This is a genomic window from Colwellia sp. SU-HH00943 (genome assembly GCF_057546125.1).
The window spans coordinates 1-21,277 of the sequence record NZ_BAAJLW010000004.1 but is presented as its reverse complement, the minus strand read 5'-3'; the positions used below and the strand labels follow the sequence as shown (position 1 = coordinate 21,277).

Sequence of the window (21,277 nt, the reverse complement as noted above, 5' to 3'; positions counted from 1 at the left end):
TTTTGTTACAGGCTCAAGATTCGATGACATATTCATATTTAACAATTAATACTAAGACTAATGCGCAAGGTAAACATCCATGAATAAACGTAAAAGCAGCTTTTCTAAGCAACATGGTATGACTTTTATTGAAGTACTGGTCGCTTTGGTGATCATGGTTACAGGTATTCTGGGTGCTGTCGCTATGCAGGCTACAGCTAAAAAAGGCAGCTTTGATGCGATGCAGAGATCATTAGCATCAAGTTTGGCGCAAGATATTATAGAAAGAATGCGTAGTAATGATGCTGACGCGTTAGCAAATTATGCTGGTACAGATTATGGCGCGACATTAAACGCATTACCAAGTAATCGTTGTAAAACAAGTGGTGGTCTTTGTACCGCAATAGAGTTGTCAGATAATGATAAGTACGAATGGGAAGCGGCGTTAATGGGCGCTGATGTAAAAAATGGTAATAATAATGCCGGTGGATTAGTTGACTCTAGAGCATGTATTAGTGTGGTCAATAATGCTGTTACTGTTGTTATCACTTGGCAAGGAAGAGAAAGTTTAGTCAATGGTAGTACTGAAAACTGTGGTAGTACGGGTGATAACCGAAGACAAGTGCTTGTGGAAGCATTTATCTATTAGTGCTGTACTTCAACTAAAATTGTGAGAAAAAGTATTTCATGAATGTAATAAATCGTAATCATCAGCAAGGGTTTAGTTTACTAGAAGTTTTTGTTGCTTTAGCTATCGGCTTGGTGATATTTGCTGGTGTGTTAAGTATTTTTGTGGGTATGCGTACAACAACGAGTGAAACGACAGGTTTTGGTGAGCTTCAAGAAAATGGTCGTTTTGCGATGAGTGTACTCACCGATGATATTTCTAAACAAGATTTTTGGGGAGATTATACTGGCAGTATTGACCTTTCAAGTATTAGCCACGCATTGGGAGCCCCAGGTAATGATTGTAATGGTGGAGGAGTAAATAACGCTTCTTTTCCTTTAGCGGTAGGGAACTTCCGCACTTTATGGGGAGAGACAGTAACAAGTAACGACCCTATGGGCTGTTTTGATGATGCAAAGCTTGGCTCTGATTTGATCCAATTGAAAAGAGTTGTCACCTCAGAGCTAGTTCAAGCTGATGGTACGCCAGTAACGGTAGCCCCTGCGGGGAATTACCATTTAATCACCAATACTAACTCGGGTACTTTATTTGGCAGTGGGGCTGTGCCTACGGTTGAAAATGGTAGAGTTTGGCAATATCAGCATCATGTTTATTATGTTAGGGAAGAAACACAAGGAAATGTTACTGTGCCGGTTTTGATGCAAGGTCAATTAACCACGCAAATGTCTTTTTCTCCTATTATTGATGGCATTGAGATGATTCGATTCATGTATGGCTATGATGCAGATACTGATCCTGAGGCGGCAGGTTATGGGCAAGTTGATGCTTTTATTCCTGCAGATGATATGACTGCCTTATGGGATAACGCCGGTGGCACCAGAATTATAGCCGTTAAGATATTTGTTTTAGCGCGTAGTGCCATGCCAGACAGTAAGTACACCAATAATAACACCTACCAACTAGGTGACTTGTCAGTTGAGTTTAATGATAATTTCAGGCGTTTGTTATTTAGCTCAACGGTGACTTTGTATAATGCGAGGGTTGACTCATGGTAAGTGTGAATAAATTTTGTCAGATTGGGAAAATTAAGAAACAACAAGGGGTGGTTTTAGTCGTCTCTTTAGTTTTTTTAATTGCCTTAACTGCAGTTGCTTCTGCATTAATGCAAAATACGACCACAGATATGAAAATGTCTGGTGCGAGTGAAGAAAAACTAGTTGCGGATCAAGAAGCCGTTAGTGCAGTAGATGAATATATCTTTAAACAAGTTACAGGTGGTACAGGCAATAATGGTTTTGCTAAGCCAGTTGCTACGTTTAAAGATGGCGCAAAAAATATTCTTGCAGATTTAACTAATACTAATAAAAGTGGTGATATTAATGCGGCAACGCTTGATCTTGCCAATAACCAGTTTCAACTTGAAGCAGATTGCCCCCATTCAAGGTCTGCTTCTTCGGCACAGGTTTTTACCTGTAATGTTTTGGCAATACAAATTAACCGAAAGTATGGCCGTAATAAAACGAGTACGGTGGAAGTTAATTCAGGCATCGCCCAGCACTTATTAAAGTAGAATATTCATTTTAATGTGCTAAGAGATTGTAAATTTGGGGTTTATCATGAAAAAATTTATTACAGTAACGTTATTAACACTATTAATATTTACAGTATCTTCTTCTTTTGCAGAAGACATAGAATTGTATGTTAGTGATGTTGTGAGAGAATCAGGAAAGAGTACGAAAGTACTGATTATTTTTGATAACTCAGGCAGTATGGGTACCACTCACACTGTTGCCGATTCTTACGATCCTTCTGTTACTTATCCTGCAGAGGGGAGTTCGCATGCCTATTTAGATGCTGCAACCTACTTCAAAGTGGGCACTGCTGATGGAAGCTCAACCATTCCTGATAGCCCTAGTGATGCTAGGCGCTTTTTGGCCGCTATAAATAGTTGTGAAACTTCTAAAGCTTTGCTAGATGAATATGGCTTCTATACTGGTCACCTTAGAGAATATACCTATAAAGGCAATAGTGGTTCGTGGACTGAAATGCCAGAAAATAATGGTTTGAATATTGAAGTTATAGATTGTGAAGATGATGCTTATATCAAAGATAGTGCAGGTAATGTAGTTAATGTTGGGACTACCGTTAATGCTGATGGACTTGATGCTGGTTACCCAGTAGATGGCGAAGGTACTAAGCAAAATCCTGTATATCACTCTACAGATGTTGAAAGTACTAATATTGACTGGGCATCCGGTAGCTATGTTACTTTATATACAGCTAATTATTTACGTTGGTATCATAGACAAAATGTGACAGATGTTACTGAAACTCGAATGGAAACTGCGCAAAAAAGTATCACAGGTGTAATCAATACTACCCCGTCTGTCGATTTTGGCCTAGAAGTCTTTAATTACAATCAAGGTGACGCTTCTGATGATGGTAACGGTGGTCGTATAGCTATTGGCATAAGAGAAATGACCGCAGCGAATAAAGCCACTTTACTTGACGTTATTAATGATGAACTCACGCCTGAAACATGGACACCTTTATGTGAGTCACTGTATGAAGCGAATCAGTATTTTTCTGGCGGTGCTGTTGATTTTGGTGATGATGATATCACTGTACGAAGTCGTCGTGGTACAAGCTACGTTAAAAACACACCACCCAGGGATGAAGACGTAGAATCAGGTAGCAATTACATTTCTCCTTTTAGTAATTGTGCGAGTAGTGTATCGCATGTCATTTTAATTACCGATGGTGAACCAACAAATGATCATGGCGCAGATGCTAAAATTACCAGTTTAAGCTCTAAAATTCAAAAAACAGAATATGATGCTGAGACAGATGCTTTTTACCCTGTTTTTGATGAAAGTGGCAATCCTGTCATGATTGATGTTTCCTTTACAGATGAAGGCATCGATGGCTTTAATAATGATGTATATACAGATGATGGTAGTAATAGTTACCTACCTGCACTTGCTTCTTGGATGAGTAATTTTGACATTAATCCAAACTTGGAAGGCATTCAAACAGTTAGAACTCATACTATCGCATTTAGTACAGGTGCTGATGATGCAATAGCGTTATTAGAAGAAACTGCTTCACGCGGTCAAGGTGACTTTATTTACGCTCAAGATGGCTTAGATTTAACTGAAGCCTTAATTAAGATTTTAGGTGGTTTTGAGCCGGGTAATGATACCTTAACCTCTGCTTCTGTTGCTGCGAATAACTTTGATAGAACCCAAACTCTTGACTCTGTTTATTATGCAATGTTTGATCCTCAAAATAGCCCTCGCTGGCAAGGCAATTTAAAGAAATATAAAGCCGTTAATGGTGAACTTACTGGTATAGGTGGTGTGCAAGCTATTTGTGAAGATGCCGATGGCGTGAGAACCTTTTGCTCTACGGTTACCAGTTATTGGTCACCAAGTATTGATGGTGATACGGTTGCAAAAGGTGGTGTTGCTTCTTGGTATAGTTCAAAAGAAGTAAGTGATAGAACCTTATATTTAGATAATGGTAATGGTAATGATCTTATCACTTATAATCGCACTAATTTGGAAGCGGCATTTACTGATCAGGCTGGTTTGGCTGCTGAGCTTGGCGTTGCAGGTGCTACTGATGCTGATGGCAACGACATTGAAAGTAGTGAAATTGATTTAATGATCAATTGGGCTAGAGGCATGGATGTCGATAAAGAAGATGATGACGATAGCGCCACAGATATGCGCAGCGATGTTTTTGGTGATCCTTTACATTCAAAACCACTAGTAGTGAATTATGGTAGCAGTATTCGAATTATTGTTGGCACTAATGCTGGTGCCTTACATATGTTTGAAGATAGTGGCGATACAGTAAAAGAAAACTGGGCTTTTATGCCAAAAGAGTTTGTTAGTAATATTAAAGCATTACGTGATAACTACTCTTCAGCGGATAAGGTATATGGAATAGATGGTGAAATAACCGTTCTTTTAAATGATATTGATGGCGATGGCACCATAAATGGTAGTGATACTGCTTGGATATTTTTTGGGTTACGTCGAGGTGGCAGCTCTTATTATGCTTTAGATATTAGTAACCCAGATGTTGCACCTAAACTCATGTGGAAAATTGATAATGCTACTGCAGGTTTTAGTTTATTAGGTCAGTCTTGGTCTAAACCCAAAATAGGTTATTCAAAACTAAACACTTCTGGCAATGTGGCTAGCCCAGTGATTTTTATTGGTGGTGGATATGATACTAATAAAGACAAAACGGGCCCAGGAACGGCTGACACTAAAGGCAATGCAGTGTATATGCTTGATGCAAAAACCGGTAAATTATTGTGGAGTATGGCACCGTCAGGTGGCGATACTACTTTTGCTGGCACAGATTCTATTCCTGCAGGTATAGCCTTACTTGATAGTAGTGGTAACGGTTTAACCGATCGTATATATGTAGGTGATACGGGCGGTAATGTTTGGCGGGTAGATATGCCAGAAGATAATATTGCCGACTTCTCAGTATTTAAATTAGCCAGTTTAGGTGGTACTGATAACTTAAATGATAGACGCTTCTTTTATGAGCCATCCATAGTTAGAACATTTATTTCAGAAACGGTTGAAACACAAATTGTTGATGAAAATGGGGTGACACAAACTATTAGTGTTCATCAAGAAGTCCCTTATGATGCCATTCTTATTGGTAGTGGTGACAGGTCTAACCCGCTAGGTCAAGATACGCAAGATACAGTATTTATGATCAAAGATGAATATATAAAGTCTCAAACGTTTAGTGAGTCAACCACGCCGCCTACACCTGATACCATATATAAAACGGATTTGTATGATTATAGTAATGATCCATTTGAAGATATGGCGAGCATGACGACACAAGAGTTAGACACCTTACAGCTAGCAGTCAGTGCTAAGTCAGGTTGGTATATAGACTTGCCAAGAAGTGGTGAAAAAGCCTCTGCTGAAGCGTTAGCGATAAATGGTGTAGCCTATTTTACGACATATACACCACCAGCATTTGCTGCTGATCTAGAAGGGTGTAAGCCACCATCTGGTGTTGGCTCGTTATTAGCGGTTGATTTAGCATTAGGCTTTAAGAAGCATAAAATTGTTGAAAACGTACGTAATGATGATCCTCGCTTCATTGAGATAAATAGTGAACTGCTTGGCGCACCGACATTAATCGTATTGCCTGAGGATCCAAATGATTCTAAATCGGATGCGTTAGGCGATATTATCGTTGGAGATGAGATTATTCCGGTCGATTTCTCGTTAAAAACTATGCGTACTTATTTGTACGTAACTGAAGATAATTAGTATGTGTGAAAGCAATAAGTTTAATAGGATTTCGTATGGATAAAAAGCAAGGTAAAACACAGGGTTTTAGTTTAATCGAGTTATTGATCACTGTTGCTATTGTGGGTATTTTAGCAGGTATTGCTTACCCTTCTTATACTGAATATGTCAAACGTTCTAATAGAAGTGAAGGGCAAAGAGAACTGATGCGTTTGGCAAATTTGCAAGAGCAATTGTTTGTAGATTCAAGATCTTATGGCTCAGATACCTCTAAGTTGGGTTTAGCTAACCCTTATATCACAGATTCAGAAAATTATAGTATTACGGTTACTGCATCTAGTGCGACATCTTTTACATTAACCGCTGATGCAAAAGGGAGTCAGGCTAGTGATACTGGCTGTACTTCGTTAACAATTAATGAGTTAGGAGTTAAAGCTCCTGCGGCCTGTTGGGAGAAATAGTATGAAAAGCTTCATTAAAGTACTACCGTTAACTTTATTAGCAGCATTGAGTGTTTATGTGGAAGCTAAGCCTTCTTCCCATCAGAAGAAAACAGTAGATGCTAAATGTTTCGTTGAATTAGCGGGCGGTGGAGAGATGGTGACATTTTGGAATATTCCAGCCAAAAAACTCTCAGGTTTACCAAAAGCAATTGTAGGTAGGCAAGTTCAGTTAACTGGTACAAAGCAAAAAGCGAGTATTTTTAAAACCCATGAATGTGCTTTATTAGACGATAATTTTACGGGTAGTAAAGCAAAATCATTTGATGGTGAAACAGCTCGGTAGTTGTGATACTTCCATAAGTATAAGGTGAAGGGTGAAGAGCTATAAAATTGACTTCTTCACCCAATTGCTCGATCTTAAGTACTACAGGCAATCTCATTACCACTTCTGTTTTCATCTTTACCATCACCATCTGTATCAGAGCTTAAGTAGCTTCGTCCTGAGATTGAAAGGTCAATCCCTCTTGACTCATCTGCTTCACCTTTGGGGCAATAATTGAATGTGCCACTTGCTGTAGCTAATTGCCCTGAAGGTCTATAAATAACACTAGTATTAGCAAATTGAAGCTTATCGCCGGTTTTAATAGCTTCTTTTATTTTAATCAATTCATCGGGGGCAGCGTAGGCATTATTGGTTGAAACATCATTTGAATCATTGGTAAAAACACTTATTTCATTGTGCCAGTTGGTTGTACAAGTACCATTAGTTAGTGGGCATACGGTGGTATTTTTCCCCGTATTGATTGCCATATTTCTTGCTGTTAATAGTAAACGTTGCATTTCAGTAATTTCATTATCAACGCGCATTTGTATTATAAAGTTATTCAAACTGGGTAAAGCAATCGCAGAAAGAATAGCAACTACCGCAATAGCAACCATTACTTCAACTAAAGTAAAGCCTTTGCTTTTATGTACCTGAGAGGAATTTGGAGGCATTTTGATATGCTGTTTTACTTGAATGTTAGCCATGATATAACCCACTAAATACTGCTTGGAATTTTATACTTTATAGCATTTTATCACTCAAGCTGCTAGTGCTTGTTTTTTGAACACATCAATATAGATTTAATCACAAGAGATTTGTTGGTAGTTTCTATTTTCATCTACACCATCATTATTAAGATCACTTGATTGGTAAACCCTACCCGAGCGAGCAACAATAATACCTCGGGCATTTTGTTGATGAGTTTTAGGACAATACCTGAACGTGCCATTGGCTAAACCACTCAATTTCCCAGTGGGTTGAAAGGTTATTTTATTCCTACCTTTTCCATATAGGAGTCTATCGCCTTCTGCTATAGCGTCCTTGATACTAACAATGGTTTCCCCCTCATTACTATCAAACTGTTTATTATTATTTATATCGATAAAGACAGTTAAATCATTTTGCCATTGCGTTGTACATTGAGCACTAATATCTAATGGGCATAATATAGCGTTATAACCGGCATTAATGGCACTATTTCTAGTCAACAGTATTGCTCTGTACAATTGCGATATTTCATTATCTACACGCATTTGTACAATAAACTTATCAAAATTAAAGACAGCAAGCGTTGCAAGAATAGACGTGATGGTAATTGCGACCATTAACTCTATAAGCGTGAAAGCTTTAGCTTTTAATAGAGAAAGGCGTAGTGGGGCAGTTAGTTTAGCATTAAACATAAAAAATCCATTTTTAGTTAACATCCTTGATTCCTAGGTATAGTCAATAAAAATGGATTTTTCTACTTTATGCTAATTAATTTGAATACAACAATCTTGTTAGCCTTACACTAAGATTTAATCATGAATTGGCTTAATCATAAATTGTTGGAATTGGTTGACGCTTGTGTTGGGTCTTTAAATATATATCAATAATATGGGCTTGAATATCTTCGCTTACCGCCTTGCCTTCAAGGAAGTCATCAAGTTCATTATAACTAATCCCTAAAGCATCTTCATCGGTTTTACCTGGCTTTAAATCTTCCAAATCTGCCGTTGGTGCTTTGTCTATAAGAATAGCTGGAGCGCCTAATGAAGCAGCGAGCATTCTTACTTGTCGTTTCGATAAACCAAAAAGTGGTGCTAAATCGCAAGCACCATCACCCCATTTAGTAAAAAAGCCAGTGATATTTTCAGCACTATGATCTGTACCTATGACTAAACCACCTAAAATACCGGCAATATGATATTGAGTGACCATTCTAGTGCGTGCTTTAACATTGCCTTTAGAGAAATCAATTTGAGCTTTACTAGCTGATAACAAGTTTGCATCATCAAGCGCTGAAAGTACTTCATTATTAATGCCAGTTACGCCATCTAGTACATTAGTTGTTACACAATGACTTGGTTGAATAAAACTGATGGCTTGTTGCGCATCATCTTCATCGGCTTGTACATCAAAAGGTAAACGAACTGCTATAAATTGATAATTTTCTTCACTTTCACTGTTTAATTCATTAACAGCGAGTTGCGCTAAGCGTCCACATGTTGAAGAATCAACCCCGCCACTGATGCCAAGCACTAGATTTTTTAATCCAGATTGCTTTAAGGTTTTCTTGATAAAGTCTACGCGGCGTTTTATTTCAAATTGAACATCAATTTCGGGTTTCACTTTCATTTCATCAATGATTGTTTGCGGATCCATAAAGCTCCCTTAGGTGATTAGGTGAAATACGATTAAAACATTAGTTTAACAAAATAAAAGCCTAGTTGGATATTGATAATTGACGTTAAACAGGCTGTAATACTAAATATTAATGCCTAAACAGAGAATTACGATGAAAAAAATAGAAGCCATAATCAAACCTTTCAAAATGGATGATGTGAGAGAAGCACTTGGAGAAATTGGTGTAACAGGTATGACAGTTTCTGAAGTTAAAGGTTTTGGTAGACAGAAAGGTCATACAGAGCTTTATCGTGGTGCAGAATACATGGTAGATTTCTTACCTAAAGTAAAAGTAGAAATAGTTATAGCTAAAGAAGATGTTGAGCGCTGTGTTACTGCGATTATTGATTCAGCACAAACTGGAAAAATTGGTGATGGTAAAATATTTGTAACTGATGTTGAGCGTGTTATTCGTATCAGAACCTCAGAAGAAGACCAAGAGGCAATATAACTAATTGTTAGTAGCGAGTTATAGGCTCATAACTCGCTACTTTGATAAAGATTAAAACCTTTTTAGTTCACTAAGGAATTATTAGGGTAGTTTGCGGCCAGCACTTGCAGTGCATTTTTCTTTAAATCAGTTAAACCTAGCTCATCATAGCATTCAATCATAATTTCTAACGCCGGCTCAACCTCAGGGCTTGGGGCAAAATATTCAACTACATAACGCCCTCTATTTGCCGCCGAAGCATAAGCTTCACGTTTTAAATAAAACTTAGCAACAGCAATTTCATATTTTGCTAAACGTGATTTAATAGCAATCATACGTTTACGTGCATCCGCCGCATATTTACTGTCAGGGTAGTCGGTAATAATACGTCTAAAATCATTAAAAGCATCGCGTGCAGCGGTAGGATCTCTATCCGATCTATCTATGCCTGCCATATCCTGAAACAAGTTTTCTTCAGTCGTTAAATTGATTAAAGCGCGCATGTAATACACATAATCAATATTAGGATTGTTAGGATTTAAACGTAGGAATCTGTCCGTTAACGCTATACCTTGATCTGCATCGCCGACCTTGTAATAAGCATAAATTAAATCAAGTTGTACTTGATGAGATATAGGTCCAAAAGGAAAGCGAGAATCTATCGCACTGAGTATTTGAATTGCTTTTTGGTATAAACCGTTATCTAGCGAGGTTCTTGCGTCAGTAAATAAAGCTTGTGCTGATTTGTCTGGTACTTTATCTAGCTCATCACTATCAGAAGAAGAACAAGCCGTTAATGAAAATGCTAATACAGTGAGTAATATTTTTATTGTTAATTTTTCCATAGATTTTGCAGTTAAGCCTATATATACGATATTTGAAATTAAATAAGTATGAAAGCCCCTAATAAAAAGGGTAAAATGAACTCATATACTTGTGGTGCAACAATGATAACAAGCATTCTAACCTAGCACTTTCGCTAGCACAATGACTTGCACACTGTTAAAAATTGAAAGAGAGTTTAATGGCTGAAATTATTCAACATAAAGATACCGTTCCTGAATCATGTTTAGGTAAACGGTTAGACCAAACAATCGCGCAAATGTTTCCTGATTATTCACGCTCACGTTTAAAAGAGTGGATTTTGGCGGGTAGTGTGACGGTGAATGGTGAAGTTTTAACACGTGCACGCGAAAAAATGTATGGCGGAGAAGTAATCGCTATCAATGCAGAAGTTGAATCTGAAGAGCGCTTTGAAGCACAAGATATCCCGCTAAATATTGTTTACGAAGATGATGATATTTTAGTTATCAATAAACCTGCAGGGCTGGTAGTTCACCCTGGTGCTGGCAATCCTGATGGCACAGTATTAAATGCACTATTACATCATTGCCCAGAATTAGATGTGGTACCTCGTGCAGGTATTGTGCATCGACTTGATAAAGATACCACTGGTTTAATGGTGGTAGCCAAAACAATCGCTGCGCAAACAAACTTGGTTGAAGCATTACAGTTGCGAGAGATTACGCGTGAATATGAAGCTATTACAAATGGCTTAATGACTGCTGGCGGAGTTGTTGACGAACCCATAGGTCGACATGCCACAAAACGTACTCATATGGCGGTTACCTTTTCAGGCCGTCCATCTGTCACTCATTATCGAGTGTTGGAAAAATATCGGCTGCACACACGTTTGCGTTTACGCCTTGAAACAGGACGAACTCACCAAATTCGTGTGCATATGGCACATATTACTCATCCATTAGTGGGTGATCCTGTTTATGGTGGTAGACCTAGACCCCCGAAAAATGCCACCCCTGAATTGTTGGCTATGCTGCGTAGTTTTAAACGCCAAGCTTTGCATGCTGCAATGTTGTCTTTATATCACCCTATTACAGGGGAGTTAATGACTTGGCATGCGGATTTACCTGCGGACTTTGTAGAATTAGTCAAAGTCTTGCAGCAAGACACTAAACTAAATGCCGAAGAAGAATACTAATTTGCATAGTAAAAATCAGCTAACAGACTCGGCTATTGAGTCGGTTAGTTTTGCAACGTCAGCGCTTTTATCTGAGCGTTATGCTGCTATAGATGAAAAAGTATTGGCGATACAAACAACACGTTTATCTCCTGTTAATGAATGTGTGCAAACTGACTCTCCCTATCAGCACTTTAATCTAGGTCTTCATGTAGGTGACGTTGCTGAGCAAGTTCAAAAAAATCGTCAACAATTACACGCTTTTTTACCTTACAATTCAAAAATTCAATGGTTGGATCAAGTTCACGGATGTGAAGTTGTTAATGTCACTGATGTTAGCCCAAAGCCTATTGTGGCTGATGCTTCTATTACGGATAAAGCAAACATTTGTTTAGCCATCATGACTGCAGATTGCCTACCTATTTTATTGTCTTCAAAGCAAGGGGATGAAGTTGCTGCCATACATGGTGGCTGGCGCCCTTTAGCGGGCAATATTATTCGTCATACCATAGCAAAAATGAAGACTCAGACCAGTGATATTTGTGCTTGGTTAGGGCCTTGTATTGGTCCTTCAGCTTTTGAAGTTGGTGAGGAAGTCAAAGCGGCGTTTATTGCTCAAAACTCATTATTTACCCATGCATTTATAGAGCATGGTAAAGGTAAATACCTCGCCAATTTGCACGCTATTGCCAAAATACAGCTTACTCAATTAGGTGTTAGCAGTATAAATACTTTACCTGAATGTACTTTTTCTCAACCGACTAAATATTATTCTTATCGAAAAAATGCTGTTACTGGGCGAATGGCAAGTTTAATTTGTATTCGATAATTTGTGATAAATCAAAACAGTAGTTACCTTTCTATTGAAAAATACCACCTTCGTCCTAATCTATTAAGTAAAGTAATTCATAAGACCAGTAACATGGCAGGAGAAAGTTTATGCGTTTAGATCGATTTACCCAGTCTTTTCAAGAATCTATTGCTGATGCACAATCATTAGCCTTGGGACGAGACCATCAGTTTATTGAGCCATTACACTTGATGATGGCCTTGCTAAATCAAAATGGCAACTCAATTATTCCGTTATTAAAAAGTGCCGGTATTGACGTTCATACATTGCGAATGAAAGTCGAACAGGGGTTAGATTCATTAGCACAAATATCTGATCATGATGGCGATGTTCAGCTTTCTTCAGCCTCAGGAAAACTACTGAACCTTTGCGACAAGCAGGCGCAGAAAATGTCAGATAAATATATTTCATCTGAAATGTTCTTGTTGGCTGCCATTGATGACAAAGGGGCGCTTGGCAAAATTTTAACCTCTTTGGGAGCAAATACAGAGCGAGTTAAAGCGGCAATTGAGCATATTAGAGGCGGTCAAAAAGTTGAGGATCAAAATGCCGAAGACGTTCGTCAAGCACTTCAAAAATTTACCGTTGATTTAACCGAGCGTGCAGAGCAGGGAAAGCTTGATCCCGTGATTGGTCGAGATGATGAAATACGTCGAACTTTACAAGTTTTACAACGTCGGACAAAAAATAATCCTGTTTTAATTGGTCAGCCGGGTGTGGGTAAAACAGCTATTGTTGAAGGACTTGCTCAGCGTATTGTTGATCATGAAGTACCTGAAGGTTTGAAAAATAAACGAGTTTTATCATTAGATATGGGCGCATTAGTTGCTGGTGCTAAGTATCGTGGTGAATTTGAGGAACGTTTGAAAGCCGTTCTGAATGAACTTGCCCAAGAAGAAGGGCAGATTATTCTATTTATTGATGAATTACACACTATGGTTGGGGCAGGAAAAACCGACGGCGCTATGGATGCTGGTAATATGTTAAAGCCTGCACTTGCTCGAGGTGATTTACATTGTGTCGGCGCAACAACGTTAGATGAATATCGTCAATATATTGAAAAAGATGCTGCATTAGAGCGCCGTTTTCAAAAAGTATTGGTGGATGAGCCTACAGTTGAAGATACAGTGGCGATATTACGTGGTTTAAAAGAACGTTATGAGCTTCATCACTCGGTGAATATTACCGATCCCGCTATTGTTGCTGCTGCGACTTTGTCTCATCGTTATATTAGTGATAGACAACTTCCTGATAAAGCAATCGATTTAATTGATGAGGCGGCTTCAAGTATTCGTTTACAGATGGATTCAAAGCCTGAAGATCTCGATAGGTTGGAGCGCCGTTTAATCCAATTAAAATTAGAGCAAAAAGCGTTAGAAAAAGATTCTGATGATGCTTCTAAAAAGCGTTTAGCCGAAATTTCAGACAAAATTCGTGAGAAACAACAACAGTATGATGAGTTAGATGAGGTGTGGACCACTGAAAAAGCGGCATTATATGGAACACAAACGATTAAAGAGGAATTAGAGCAAGCACGTATTGATTTAGAAGCAGCACGACGAAATGGTGATTTAAATCGTATGTCAGAGCTGCAATACGGTAAATTGCCTGAGTTAGAAAAGCAACTAGATCTGGCCAGTCAAGCGGAAATGCAGGATATGAGCTTATTGGCTAACAAGGTAACTGATGTTGAAATTGCCGATGTGTTAAGTCGCGCTACAGGTATTCCTGTGGCAAAAATGCTTGAGCAAGAGCGTGATAAATTATTACACATGGAAGATGAATTACATCAACGTGTGATTGGTCAAACAGAGGCGGTAACTTCCGTATCTAATGCTATCAGGCGTTCGCGAGCGGGCTTAGCTGATCCGAATCAACCTATTGGCTCTTTTATGTTTTTAGGACCAACAGGTGTAGGTAAAACTGAGTTAACCAAAGCACTGGCTTACTTTTTATTTGACAGTGAAGACTCCCTTATTCGTATTGATATGTCTGAATTTATGGAAAAACATTCAGTCGCTCGGTTAGTTGGTGCTCCTCCTGGTTATGTAGGGTATGAAGAAGGTGGTTATTTAACAGAAGCGGTACGTAGAAAGCCTTACTCGGTTATTTTATTGGATGAAATAGAGAAGGCTCACGGTGATGTGTTTAATATTTTACTACAAGTGCTTGATGATGGTCGCTTAACAGATGGTCAAGGTCGTACGGTAGATTTTAAAAATACCGTGATTATCATGACCTCGAATATTGGCTCTGACATTATTCAGGAATTAAGTGGAGAAAGTCATTATCAACAAATGAAAGCGCAGGTGATGGCAGAAGTATCTCATCAGTTTAAACCTGAGTTTATTAACCGTGTAGATGAATCCGTAGTATTCCATCCATTAGCTGAACAGCAAATTGAAAAAATCGCTAAGATACAAATACAAAGTTTGTCAGCGCGTTTAGCTGAACAAGATTTAGAGCTAAAAGTGAGTCAACAGGCATTGGCTTTGATAGCTCAAGCTGGTTTTGATCCTGTTTTTGGAGCTAGACCATTAAAACGTGCAATACAGCAAGGACTTGAAAATCCATTAGCTCAAAAGCTACTGGCAGGTGATTACAGACCAGGTACTCAAATACATCTTGATGTAGATGGCGACAGCTTAGTTTTTAATTGATGACTAAAAAATAGTAAGAAAAAAGCCATCAACTTCATGAAGTTGATGGCTTTTTAAAGTTATACCCATTGAAATACTTAACCTAATGACTATAAGTTACTTATTGAAAGGGTTAGCTTTTACAGTAAAGATCTGTATGCTTTTTACTTAGCGCAATTTGTTCTTTTTTCTCTTTATCCGTTAATATTCGGTTTTTTCCTTCGGCATCTTTAATCATCACTTGATCAAAAGAGTTCAACATTTTCATATTCATTTGAGCCGCTTTACAGTTAGTTTCGGCAATTTCTTTATTCTTTTCATCTATTTCGGCTTGGTGCTTTTCGTGTTGCTCTATTTGCTCACGAACCGATAATGCCGTATCTGGTTGCTGCGTTTGTGTCGTGTCTTTTGCTTCGTAGGTTGCAAAGGTGGTTAATTGTGAGTATTTATCGTCCATAGGCTGGTGCTGGCTGAAATGGACAACATTATTTTCATCGACCCAGCGGTAGATGGCAATGTTTTTGGCTATGACATTCGTGCTAAAAATCACAGCAGCCAGAATAAGTATGGGAGCTGAATGGCGAATATTCATATAAGTTCCTTTATTGCAAATGAATAACTTAAGTATAAGAGCACTATACCTCTAATTTCAACTTATGGTAAATTAGCAAGATATTCAATTAGTTTTTTCTTTTTATAATAAATAAATTATGACAAATAAACAAAATGCAGATAATGCAAACAATAAAGGAATCTATTTACTTCCTAATTTATTAACTACAGCAGGACTTTTTTCAGGCTTTTATGCAGTAGTTTCTTCAATGAATGGGCACTTTGAAAGTGCCGCTATTGCGATTTTTATCGCAATGATTTTCGACGGTTTAGATGGTAGGGTTGCCAGAATGACCAATACGCAAAGCGAATTTGGTGCAGAGTACGACTCTATGGCAGATATGGTTTCTTTCGGTATAGCTCCTGGCATTGTTGCTTATAATTGGGCTCTTTCAGATTTAGGGAAGTTTGGTTGGTTGGCCGCTTTTGTCTTTGTAGCAGCTGCCGCTTTAAGATTAGCACGTTTTAATACACAAGTAGGTAGCGCCGATAAACGTTATTTTCAAGGTTTAGCTAGCCCTGCAGCTGCTGGTGTTATCGCAAGCACTATTTGGGTTGGAAGTGAATATCAACTTAATGGACATGACTATGGCTATATTGTAGGTGTAATTACCATTATTAGTGGTTTACTCATGGTAAGTAATTTTAGGTATAACAGTTTCAAAGAAGTTGATTGGAAAGGAAAAGTCAACTTTATTGCAGTGCTTCTTATTGTCTTAGTGTTTGTAATTGTTGCCTCAAGTCCAGCTGAACTATTAATGGGGATATTTGTACTTTATGCTTGCTCTGGCCCAGTGACAACGTTCAGATCAGTTAAGCAAATAAAATTAGAACATGTAGTTGGTGATGACAAACATGATGCTGACTTTAATAAAGATTAATTGAGTTGCTTTACCTTTACTAAGTGTCGTATTTTTTTACACTTACAGTTTGGAATGTTATAAAATTGTTATTTTTATTGGTGACAAATGTTAACTTATTGGTTTTTAATGTAAAAAAAATGTAGGAATAGTTATTGCTTTATCTTACTGTCGCAATTTTTTTGCAGTTAAAAATTAATAACAAATAAAATAGGAAGTAACATGTTAAATAAATTAGCTTTACGCGTTGTTTTAGTCTTTTCTCTATTCGCTTCTGGTGTATCAAATGCAACATTAATCTCACAAGAAATACTTTTCGATACTATCTTTGATGATGTTGAAGAATTTGTTTCAATTGGTCATGTAACCATAAACGTTGATAATTTAGATGAATTTGATTCCGTTGGTAATTGGGAGTCGTTTAGTTTTTATGGTTATGAAATGGACCCTTTCGATCCTGATTGGAACTTTTTTTCAGCCGTTGTAGATCCAACTGATTGGTACGCGGGTATTCAGTCTTTAGATTTTGACGTCATGCTATTTGGTTTTTATTCTTTTGCAGGGTACATCGATGCTGCATTTCCTGATGATAGTATAACTTACTCGTTTTATACTGTTGATGAGGATTTATATAATGCCGGTGCTTTAGCATTTGGTGATGTTACTGTTGTTCCAGAACCTAGTGCTTTAATTTTATTACTTACTGGTTTATTAGCTTTCGCTAATCGCCGTAAGATTAATAAATAATCTCCTAAGCTACAAAGTAGATTCTAAACAAGACTTTACTTAGGTAAGGTCTTTTTTTTGCCTTTCTTACAAACCACAAACCACAAACCACAAACCACAAACCACAAACCACAAACCACAAACCACAAACCACAAGGTAATCTTGGGCATACTAGAGCTACGCAGACGAAGTAGTTTTTGTTAAGAATATTGTACTATTTCTTCTTTAACTAATTTGGCTAGTTACTATTTTAGTATCACAGCTGTATTAAAGTTGCGGTTGTGTAGCTCTTTCCCTTAATGCTAACAAAAAAGAATTATAGAGATTGTTAATTATTAATCTTTAGCTGGTTGAAATTCATGCAATTTGAAGAGGTTACTCATTAAGATTTTGTTAGTTCAAAAGCTATTGAAGAGAATAAAAAGCCACCCGAAGGTGGCTTTGATAATGCTATTAGTCGAGCTAATAATTGTTAAATTAAGGGTTAACTAATTCAAGTACTGTAGTACCTTCAGCATCACCTTCATTGTTATAGTAAGTTACACCACCCATGTATACAACGCCTGGTGTTAAACCACGGGTTAGAACAGTCGTAAAATTGTAACGTCCGTTGATTGCTCTAGGACTAGAGATGATACGAGTTGAACTGTCAGCTCCCTCAGCTACCCAACCTAACATAGTGTAATCTAATGGACTAACACCCGCAGTGTTATATCCATGTACCCACACTAAATACACATCACCAACATCAATGTTACTTCTCCCTTCAGGATTAACCAGGATAACATTTTCATTTGAAGCGGCATTAAATGAGTAGTCTACTAGCGTACATAACCATTGATCACAACGGTATACATACATATCTAGATCTGCTGCACCTGAGCCATCACCAACTAAGCCATCTACTAGGCTAAAGCGAGCTACTTTGGTACCCTCTGGGATGTGGAAGAAATGTGTACCTAAACCAGCTTCATTAAAACTAAAGCTTGAATCAGGATCTTGCTCAACACCGCCTGCAACGCCGAAAGGTGCTACTAAACCAGCATAATCAATAGATGTTTTACCTGAATACAGCATCTGTACAGGGAAGCGGTAGCGACCACGACGTAGTTCACCTGATATAGCTTCTGGTACATCAATTTTCATGGTTGGAATGGCTTTTATTGCTAGTGGAATACGAACTGAATGGCCTGCTGCATCAGTCCAAGTTATTGCACCAAAAGCCCAACTGTTAACTTCAGCATCCTCAGTTTGGGTAAAAGTAACTCCAAAGCTTGCACTACCACTCGCTTCAACATCTAAAGTACTACCATCAGTTTCAACGCCTGAAGCATCAAAAGTGTTTATAGATACTTCAAAACCTAAAGGAGCTTCAATAGAAGCTATATAAGAAGAAGCTATATCTGTCGCATTGGTTACTGTTCTGTATACCGTTTCAGTTTGAAGTAATTCTGCAATCGCAATTGAAGGTAAGTTTAACTGGCTTGCATCAGTTGTAAAACCGGCACCACTTAAATCAGCACAACTAACGCCATAGGCTGAAACAAATGCATCTTCGTCTTGGCCACATAAGAAGGCTAAGTAATCCGCTAATTCAGTATTAAACAACAAACCTGGATCTAATGCTGATACAGGGTCTGCATGACCTGAGCCAAAATCAAATGGATCAGCTGGAGTAATACCATCTTCTTTGGTTAAGTCTTGACGAGCTGTTGTCATCAATGCTGATTTTATTTGAGCAGGAGTCCATGAACTATTTGAATCTTTAAATAATGCTGCTAAACCAGCGATGTGCGGGCTAGACATTGAAGTACCTTGCAGATATTTAAAGGTTTCCCCTTGCGCACCAAACATTGGTGCAGAAGTAGTAGCAGCTAATATTCTTACACCAGGCGCAGTGATGTCTGGCTTAATGATATCGTAAGTATTTAAATTAGGCCCTCGAGATGAAAATGATGCCATCATATTCCCAATTTCTTCAGCCTCATCAGAAGTAAAGATATCAGTGAAAGTTACTGATGTACCTGAAATATTTTCGGCGAGAGCAATGCCATCATTATGTGAAACCATAGAGCCAGGAATTGCAACAGCAGGATCAGAACCACCCATTTCAAAAGGTGATGTGCCATCATAGGTATAAATAATTACCCCTACGGCACCAGCATTTTGTGCATTAATGAACTTTTCAGTAAATGCGCAAGTTCCACGTGCAATAACGACAATTTTCCCATTCAAGTCATCAGCATTAGTCAAAGGATCTTCATTACAGGCTTCAAGAGGTTCAGCCAAAGCTAAATCGCCGCTTAACCCTATACCATCGGGAGCAAAGCCCGCAGGGATAGATAGCATTGTATTGCCAGTTAAATCGCCACTATCAATTTGTAATTCGTTTCCAAACAGAATAGAAGTCCCATTGTATGTTGAAGCAGCAACACTCGTCACCCATGGAGCTGGGGTTCCAACCGTTTCAGCATCAGGGCCACTATTACCAGCAGACACTGAAACAAAAACTCCTACAGCGGCTGCATTAAGCATGGATGCCGTAGGGGGAATAGTTAAATCGGTTAGACTTCCGCCAATTGAATAATTAATAATGTCAACACCATCAGTTACAGCAGCGTCTATAGCTGCCATGGTATCACCGTAGAAACAACCACGTTCGTTTACGCCTTCAGGGCTAACATAATCACTGTTCCAACATGCCTTATAAGCTGCAATACGTGCACGAGGAGCTATTCCTGAAACAGTGCCAGCAGGGAATCCTGATAAAACAGCCGATACACTTTCATTACCACCAGCCGTACTTGCCGTATGACTGCCATGACCGTCAGCGTCACGAGGTGAATCAAACTCACCTAAATCATATTGAATTTCGTAAGAAGCTTTAAAACTAGAATCAAAATATCTAGCACCAATGAGTTTATTATTACAAGAAAACTCTTCATCAGTACCAGTTTCACAAGTACCCTGCCAGCCTATACTTGCAGGATCAGAATAAGAACCATCATCCTCAAAACTTGGATTTTCAGGCCAAATACCTGTATCTATAACACCAATAATTACATCTTCACCTTTTATATCTGAAGTATGCTGGCCACCAGGGCCGGTTAAACCAAGGAATTCAGGAGTATTAGATGTACTAATCGATTCAAGTTTATCTTCCCATACACCTATAACTTCAGGGTGGCTCTCTAGTTGTTGCTTTTGTTTCGCATTTAATTTGGCTGTAAAACCATTATAAGTATGTTTAAAAGAATGAATAATATTTATTGAACCTATACTTCCTGCTACTTGTTTTTGTTTGTTTTCCATAGCTTTAGTATATGCAAGTATCGCGGGTGTTTTAGCATTGTAACGATTACCAGTATTCGCAACTAACTGATTGGAAGGTAGTAACTCCCCTAGTAGTTCAGCTTGAGCGATTGCGGTGTTACCTTTCATTTGAATAATATAAGTTGAGGCTTTTTGTTTTGACTGTAAAACACTTCCTGTACTCTTGAACTTACTTGAATCACCACTTACTTCGTTGGCTATTATGGCTGTAGAGCTACCAGCTGTAATTGCAACGGTAATGAGGCTTCCTAGAATGGATCTTTTGAATTGCATATTTATCTCCGTTTATTGTTATTTCATCACTATATGTAGCTGAATTATTTTGAAGAACTAAATACTCGGCTAATTAAGCGAGACGATATTTACAAGCAATAATAATGCCCTTGTTATAATTATGTTGATTTTATGTTAACAACGGCTTGTGGTTGTAAGTGATGAGTAAATAAATAAAGGAATTAAAGGTGGTGGGGAATATTTGTAAATGTAATAAATATGTAAATATTTTTTACATATTAAAAATAATAAAATAAAAATAAAGTAAACAAAAATGAATCTATTTTGGCAAACATTTGAATATACCAATTTAAATTCAAAGGTTAAGGCGGCTTTTTATAAGATACAATATATTATTCGGAACAGGACATCCTGAAATGTGTAAAATAATCTGACAGAACAAATGGTATCAATACTTTTGTTGGTTTGTTGTTGGTTTGTTGTTGGATATAGCAACACATAGTTCAATTATTCTTCGAACAAATAAAAGTTATAAAATAAAGCTTGATCCTTTGATAAAG

Annotated in this window: 18 protein-coding genes; 12 read left to right on the top strand and 6 right to left on the bottom strand. The window is 37.9% G+C overall.

Annotated features, from left to right (window positions below; translation table 11 throughout):
* Positions 1-79: 79 nt before the first annotated feature.
* From pilV to AC27GZ_RS11765, 6 genes are read left to right on the top strand one after another with little or no spacing between them, the layout of a single operon-like run.
* The gene (gene pilV / locus AC27GZ_RS11790; RefSeq protein WP_487095294.1) at positions 80-628 is read left to right on the top strand and encodes a type IV pilus modification protein PilV; all 549 of its coding nucleotides are present in this window, start codon (positions 80-82) and stop codon (positions 626-628) included.
* 38 nt (positions 629-666) lie between these two features.
* The gene (locus tag AC27GZ_RS11785) at positions 667-1,662 is read left to right on the top strand and encodes a PilW family protein (protein ID WP_487095293.1); all 996 of its coding nucleotides are present in this window, start codon (positions 667-669) and stop codon (positions 1,660-1,662) included.
* Positions 1,656-2,177 carry a PilX N-terminal domain-containing pilus assembly protein gene (locus AC27GZ_RS11780; protein WP_487095291.1) on the top strand — a complete coding sequence of 174 codons (522 nt, stop codon included), beginning with the start codon at positions 1,656-1,658 and terminating at the stop codon, positions 2,175-2,177. The genes AC27GZ_RS11785 and AC27GZ_RS11780 overlap by 7 nt, the downstream gene beginning before the upstream one ends.
* 46 nt (positions 2,178-2,223) lie before the next feature.
* Complete coding sequence (locus tag AC27GZ_RS11775) at positions 2,224-5,922, top strand: pilus assembly protein (protein ID WP_487095290.1); 3,699 nt, start codon at positions 2,224-2,226, stop codon at positions 5,920-5,922.
* A 35-nt stretch (positions 5,923-5,957) separates the two neighbouring features.
* Positions 5,958-6,362, top strand: a complete 405-nt coding sequence (locus AC27GZ_RS11770; protein WP_487095289.1) for a type IV pilin protein — start codon at positions 5,958-5,960, stop codon at positions 6,360-6,362.
* 1 nt (position 6,363) lies between these two features.
* On the top strand, positions 6,364-6,687 hold the full coding sequence (locus AC27GZ_RS11765) for a TapY2 family type IVa secretion system protein (RefSeq protein ID WP_487095287.1): 324 nt from the start codon (positions 6,364-6,366) through the stop codon (positions 6,685-6,687).
* Positions 6,688-6,761: 74 nt separating this feature from the next.
* Here the strand turns inward: AC27GZ_RS11765 and AC27GZ_RS11760 are convergent, their stop codons facing one another.
* From AC27GZ_RS11760 to nadE, 3 genes are all read right to left on the bottom strand, one after another.
* A complete protein-coding gene (locus AC27GZ_RS11760) occupies positions 6,762-7,373 on the bottom strand; it encodes a GspH/FimT family pseudopilin (protein ID WP_487095286.1) in 612 nt (203 codons plus the stop codon).
* Positions 7,374-7,469: 96 nt separating this feature from the next.
* A complete protein-coding gene (locus AC27GZ_RS11755) occupies positions 7,470-8,093 on the bottom strand; it encodes a GspH/FimT family pseudopilin (RefSeq protein ID WP_487095285.1) in 624 nt (207 codons plus the stop codon).
* A gap of 109 nt (positions 8,094-8,202) precedes the next feature.
* Complete coding sequence (nadE, locus tag AC27GZ_RS11750) at positions 8,203-9,033, bottom strand: ammonia-dependent NAD(+) synthetase (RefSeq protein ID WP_487095283.1); 831 nt, start codon at positions 9,031-9,033, stop codon at positions 8,203-8,205.
* Between the two features lie 133 nt (positions 9,034-9,166).
* Between nadE and AC27GZ_RS11745 the strand changes: the two genes are divergently transcribed.
* On the top strand, positions 9,167-9,505 hold the full coding sequence (locus AC27GZ_RS11745; protein ID WP_487095281.1) for a P-II family nitrogen regulator: 339 nt from the start codon (positions 9,167-9,169) through the stop codon (positions 9,503-9,505).
* Positions 9,506-9,567: 62 nt separating this feature from the next.
* Here the strand turns inward: AC27GZ_RS11745 and AC27GZ_RS11740 are convergent, their stop codons facing one another.
* A complete protein-coding gene (locus tag AC27GZ_RS11740; protein WP_487095280.1) occupies positions 9,568-10,329 on the bottom strand; it encodes an outer membrane protein assembly factor BamD in 762 nt (253 codons plus the stop codon).
* 179 nt (positions 10,330-10,508) lie between these two features.
* Between AC27GZ_RS11740 and rluD the strand changes: the two genes are divergently transcribed.
* The 3 genes from rluD (at position 10,509) to clpB (ending at position 14,972) form a co-directional block, all read left to right on the top strand.
* Positions 10,509-11,483 carry a 23S rRNA pseudouridine(1911/1915/1917) synthase RluD gene (rluD, locus tag AC27GZ_RS11735; RefSeq protein ID WP_487095279.1) on the top strand — a complete coding sequence of 325 codons (975 nt, stop codon included), beginning with the start codon at positions 10,509-10,511 and terminating at the stop codon, positions 11,481-11,483.
* 1 nt (position 11,484) lies between these two features.
* Complete coding sequence (gene pgeF, locus AC27GZ_RS11730) at positions 11,485-12,291, top strand: peptidoglycan editing factor PgeF (RefSeq protein WP_487095278.1); 807 nt, start codon at positions 11,485-11,487, stop codon at positions 12,289-12,291.
* Positions 12,292-12,401: 110 nt separating this feature from the next.
* Positions 12,402-14,972 (top strand): ATP-dependent chaperone ClpB, encoded by a 2,571-nt coding sequence (gene clpB / locus AC27GZ_RS11725; protein ID WP_487095276.1) that lies wholly within the window; start codon positions 12,402-12,404, stop codon positions 14,970-14,972.
* A gap of 112 nt (positions 14,973-15,084) precedes the next feature.
* Here clpB and AC27GZ_RS11720 read toward each other — a convergent pair whose 3' ends face one another.
* On the bottom strand, positions 15,085-15,543 hold the full coding sequence (locus AC27GZ_RS11720) for a DUF4124 domain-containing protein (RefSeq protein ID WP_487095275.1): 459 nt from the start codon (positions 15,541-15,543) through the stop codon (positions 15,085-15,087).
* Positions 15,544-15,661: 118 nt separating this feature from the next.
* On the opposite strand from AC27GZ_RS11720, the gene pssA reads away from it, so the two are divergent.
* Together pssA and AC27GZ_RS11710 are read left to right on the top strand one after the other, a co-directional pair.
* A complete protein-coding gene (pssA, locus tag AC27GZ_RS11715; protein WP_487095273.1) occupies positions 15,662-16,444 on the top strand; it encodes a CDP-diacylglycerol--serine O-phosphatidyltransferase in 783 nt (260 codons plus the stop codon).
* A 201-nt stretch (positions 16,445-16,645) separates the two neighbouring features.
* Positions 16,646-17,170 (top strand): PEP-CTERM sorting domain-containing protein, encoded by a 525-nt coding sequence (locus AC27GZ_RS11710; RefSeq protein WP_487095272.1) that lies wholly within the window; start codon positions 16,646-16,648, stop codon positions 17,168-17,170.
* Between the two features lie 457 nt (positions 17,171-17,627).
* On the opposite strand, the gene AC27GZ_RS11705 is transcribed toward AC27GZ_RS11710, so the two are convergent.
* On the bottom strand, positions 17,628-20,756 hold the full coding sequence (locus AC27GZ_RS11705) for a S8 family serine peptidase (protein WP_487095271.1): 3,129 nt from the start codon (positions 20,754-20,756) through the stop codon (positions 17,628-17,630).
* Between the last annotated feature and the right edge of the window lie 521 nt (positions 20,757-21,277).

Excerpts from the sequence above, each read along its gene's own strand:
- pilV (WP_487095294.1), top strand. The coding sequence starts at position 80 with ATGAATAAACGTAAAAGCAGCTTTTCTAAGCAACATGGTATGACTTTT.
- AC27GZ_RS11785 (WP_487095293.1), top strand. The coding sequence starts at position 667 with ATGAATGTAATAAATCGTAATCATCAGCAAGGGTTTAGTTTACTAGAA.
- AC27GZ_RS11780 (WP_487095291.1), top strand. The coding sequence starts at position 1,656 with ATGGTAAGTGTGAATAAATTTTGTCAGATTGGGAAAATTAAGAAACAA.
- AC27GZ_RS11775 (WP_487095290.1), top strand. The coding sequence starts at position 2,224 with ATGAAAAAATTTATTACAGTAACGTTATTAACACTATTAATATTTACA.
- AC27GZ_RS11770 (WP_487095289.1), top strand. The coding sequence starts at position 5,958 with ATGGATAAAAAGCAAGGTAAAACACAGGGTTTTAGTTTAATCGAGTTA.
- AC27GZ_RS11765 (WP_487095287.1), top strand. The coding sequence starts at position 6,364 with ATGAAAAGCTTCATTAAAGTACTACCGTTAACTTTATTAGCAGCATTG.
- AC27GZ_RS11760 (WP_487095286.1), bottom strand. The coding sequence starts at position 7,373 with ATGGCTAACATTCAAGTAAAACAGCATATCAAAATGCCTCCAAATTCC.
- AC27GZ_RS11755 (WP_487095285.1), bottom strand. The coding sequence starts at position 8,093 with ATGTTAACTAAAAATGGATTTTTTATGTTTAATGCTAAACTAACTGCC.
- nadE (WP_487095283.1), bottom strand. The coding sequence starts at position 9,033 with ATGGATCCGCAAACAATCATTGATGAAATGAAAGTGAAACCCGAAATT.
- AC27GZ_RS11745 (WP_487095281.1), top strand. The coding sequence starts at position 9,167 with ATGAAAAAAATAGAAGCCATAATCAAACCTTTCAAAATGGATGATGTG.
- AC27GZ_RS11740 (WP_487095280.1), bottom strand. The coding sequence starts at position 10,329 with ATGGAAAAATTAACAATAAAAATATTACTCACTGTATTAGCATTTTCA.
- rluD (WP_487095279.1), top strand. The coding sequence starts at position 10,509 with ATGGCTGAAATTATTCAACATAAAGATACCGTTCCTGAATCATGTTTA.
- clpB (WP_487095276.1), top strand. The coding sequence starts at position 12,402 with ATGCGTTTAGATCGATTTACCCAGTCTTTTCAAGAATCTATTGCTGAT.
- AC27GZ_RS11720 (WP_487095275.1), bottom strand. The coding sequence starts at position 15,543 with ATGAATATTCGCCATTCAGCTCCCATACTTATTCTGGCTGCTGTGATT.
- pssA (WP_487095273.1), top strand. The coding sequence starts at position 15,662 with ATGACAAATAAACAAAATGCAGATAATGCAAACAATAAAGGAATCTAT.
- AC27GZ_RS11710 (WP_487095272.1), top strand. The coding sequence starts at position 16,646 with ATGTTAAATAAATTAGCTTTACGCGTTGTTTTAGTCTTTTCTCTATTC.
- AC27GZ_RS11705 (WP_487095271.1), bottom strand. The coding sequence starts at position 20,756 with ATGCAATTCAAAAGATCCATTCTAGGAAGCCTCATTACCGTTGCAATT.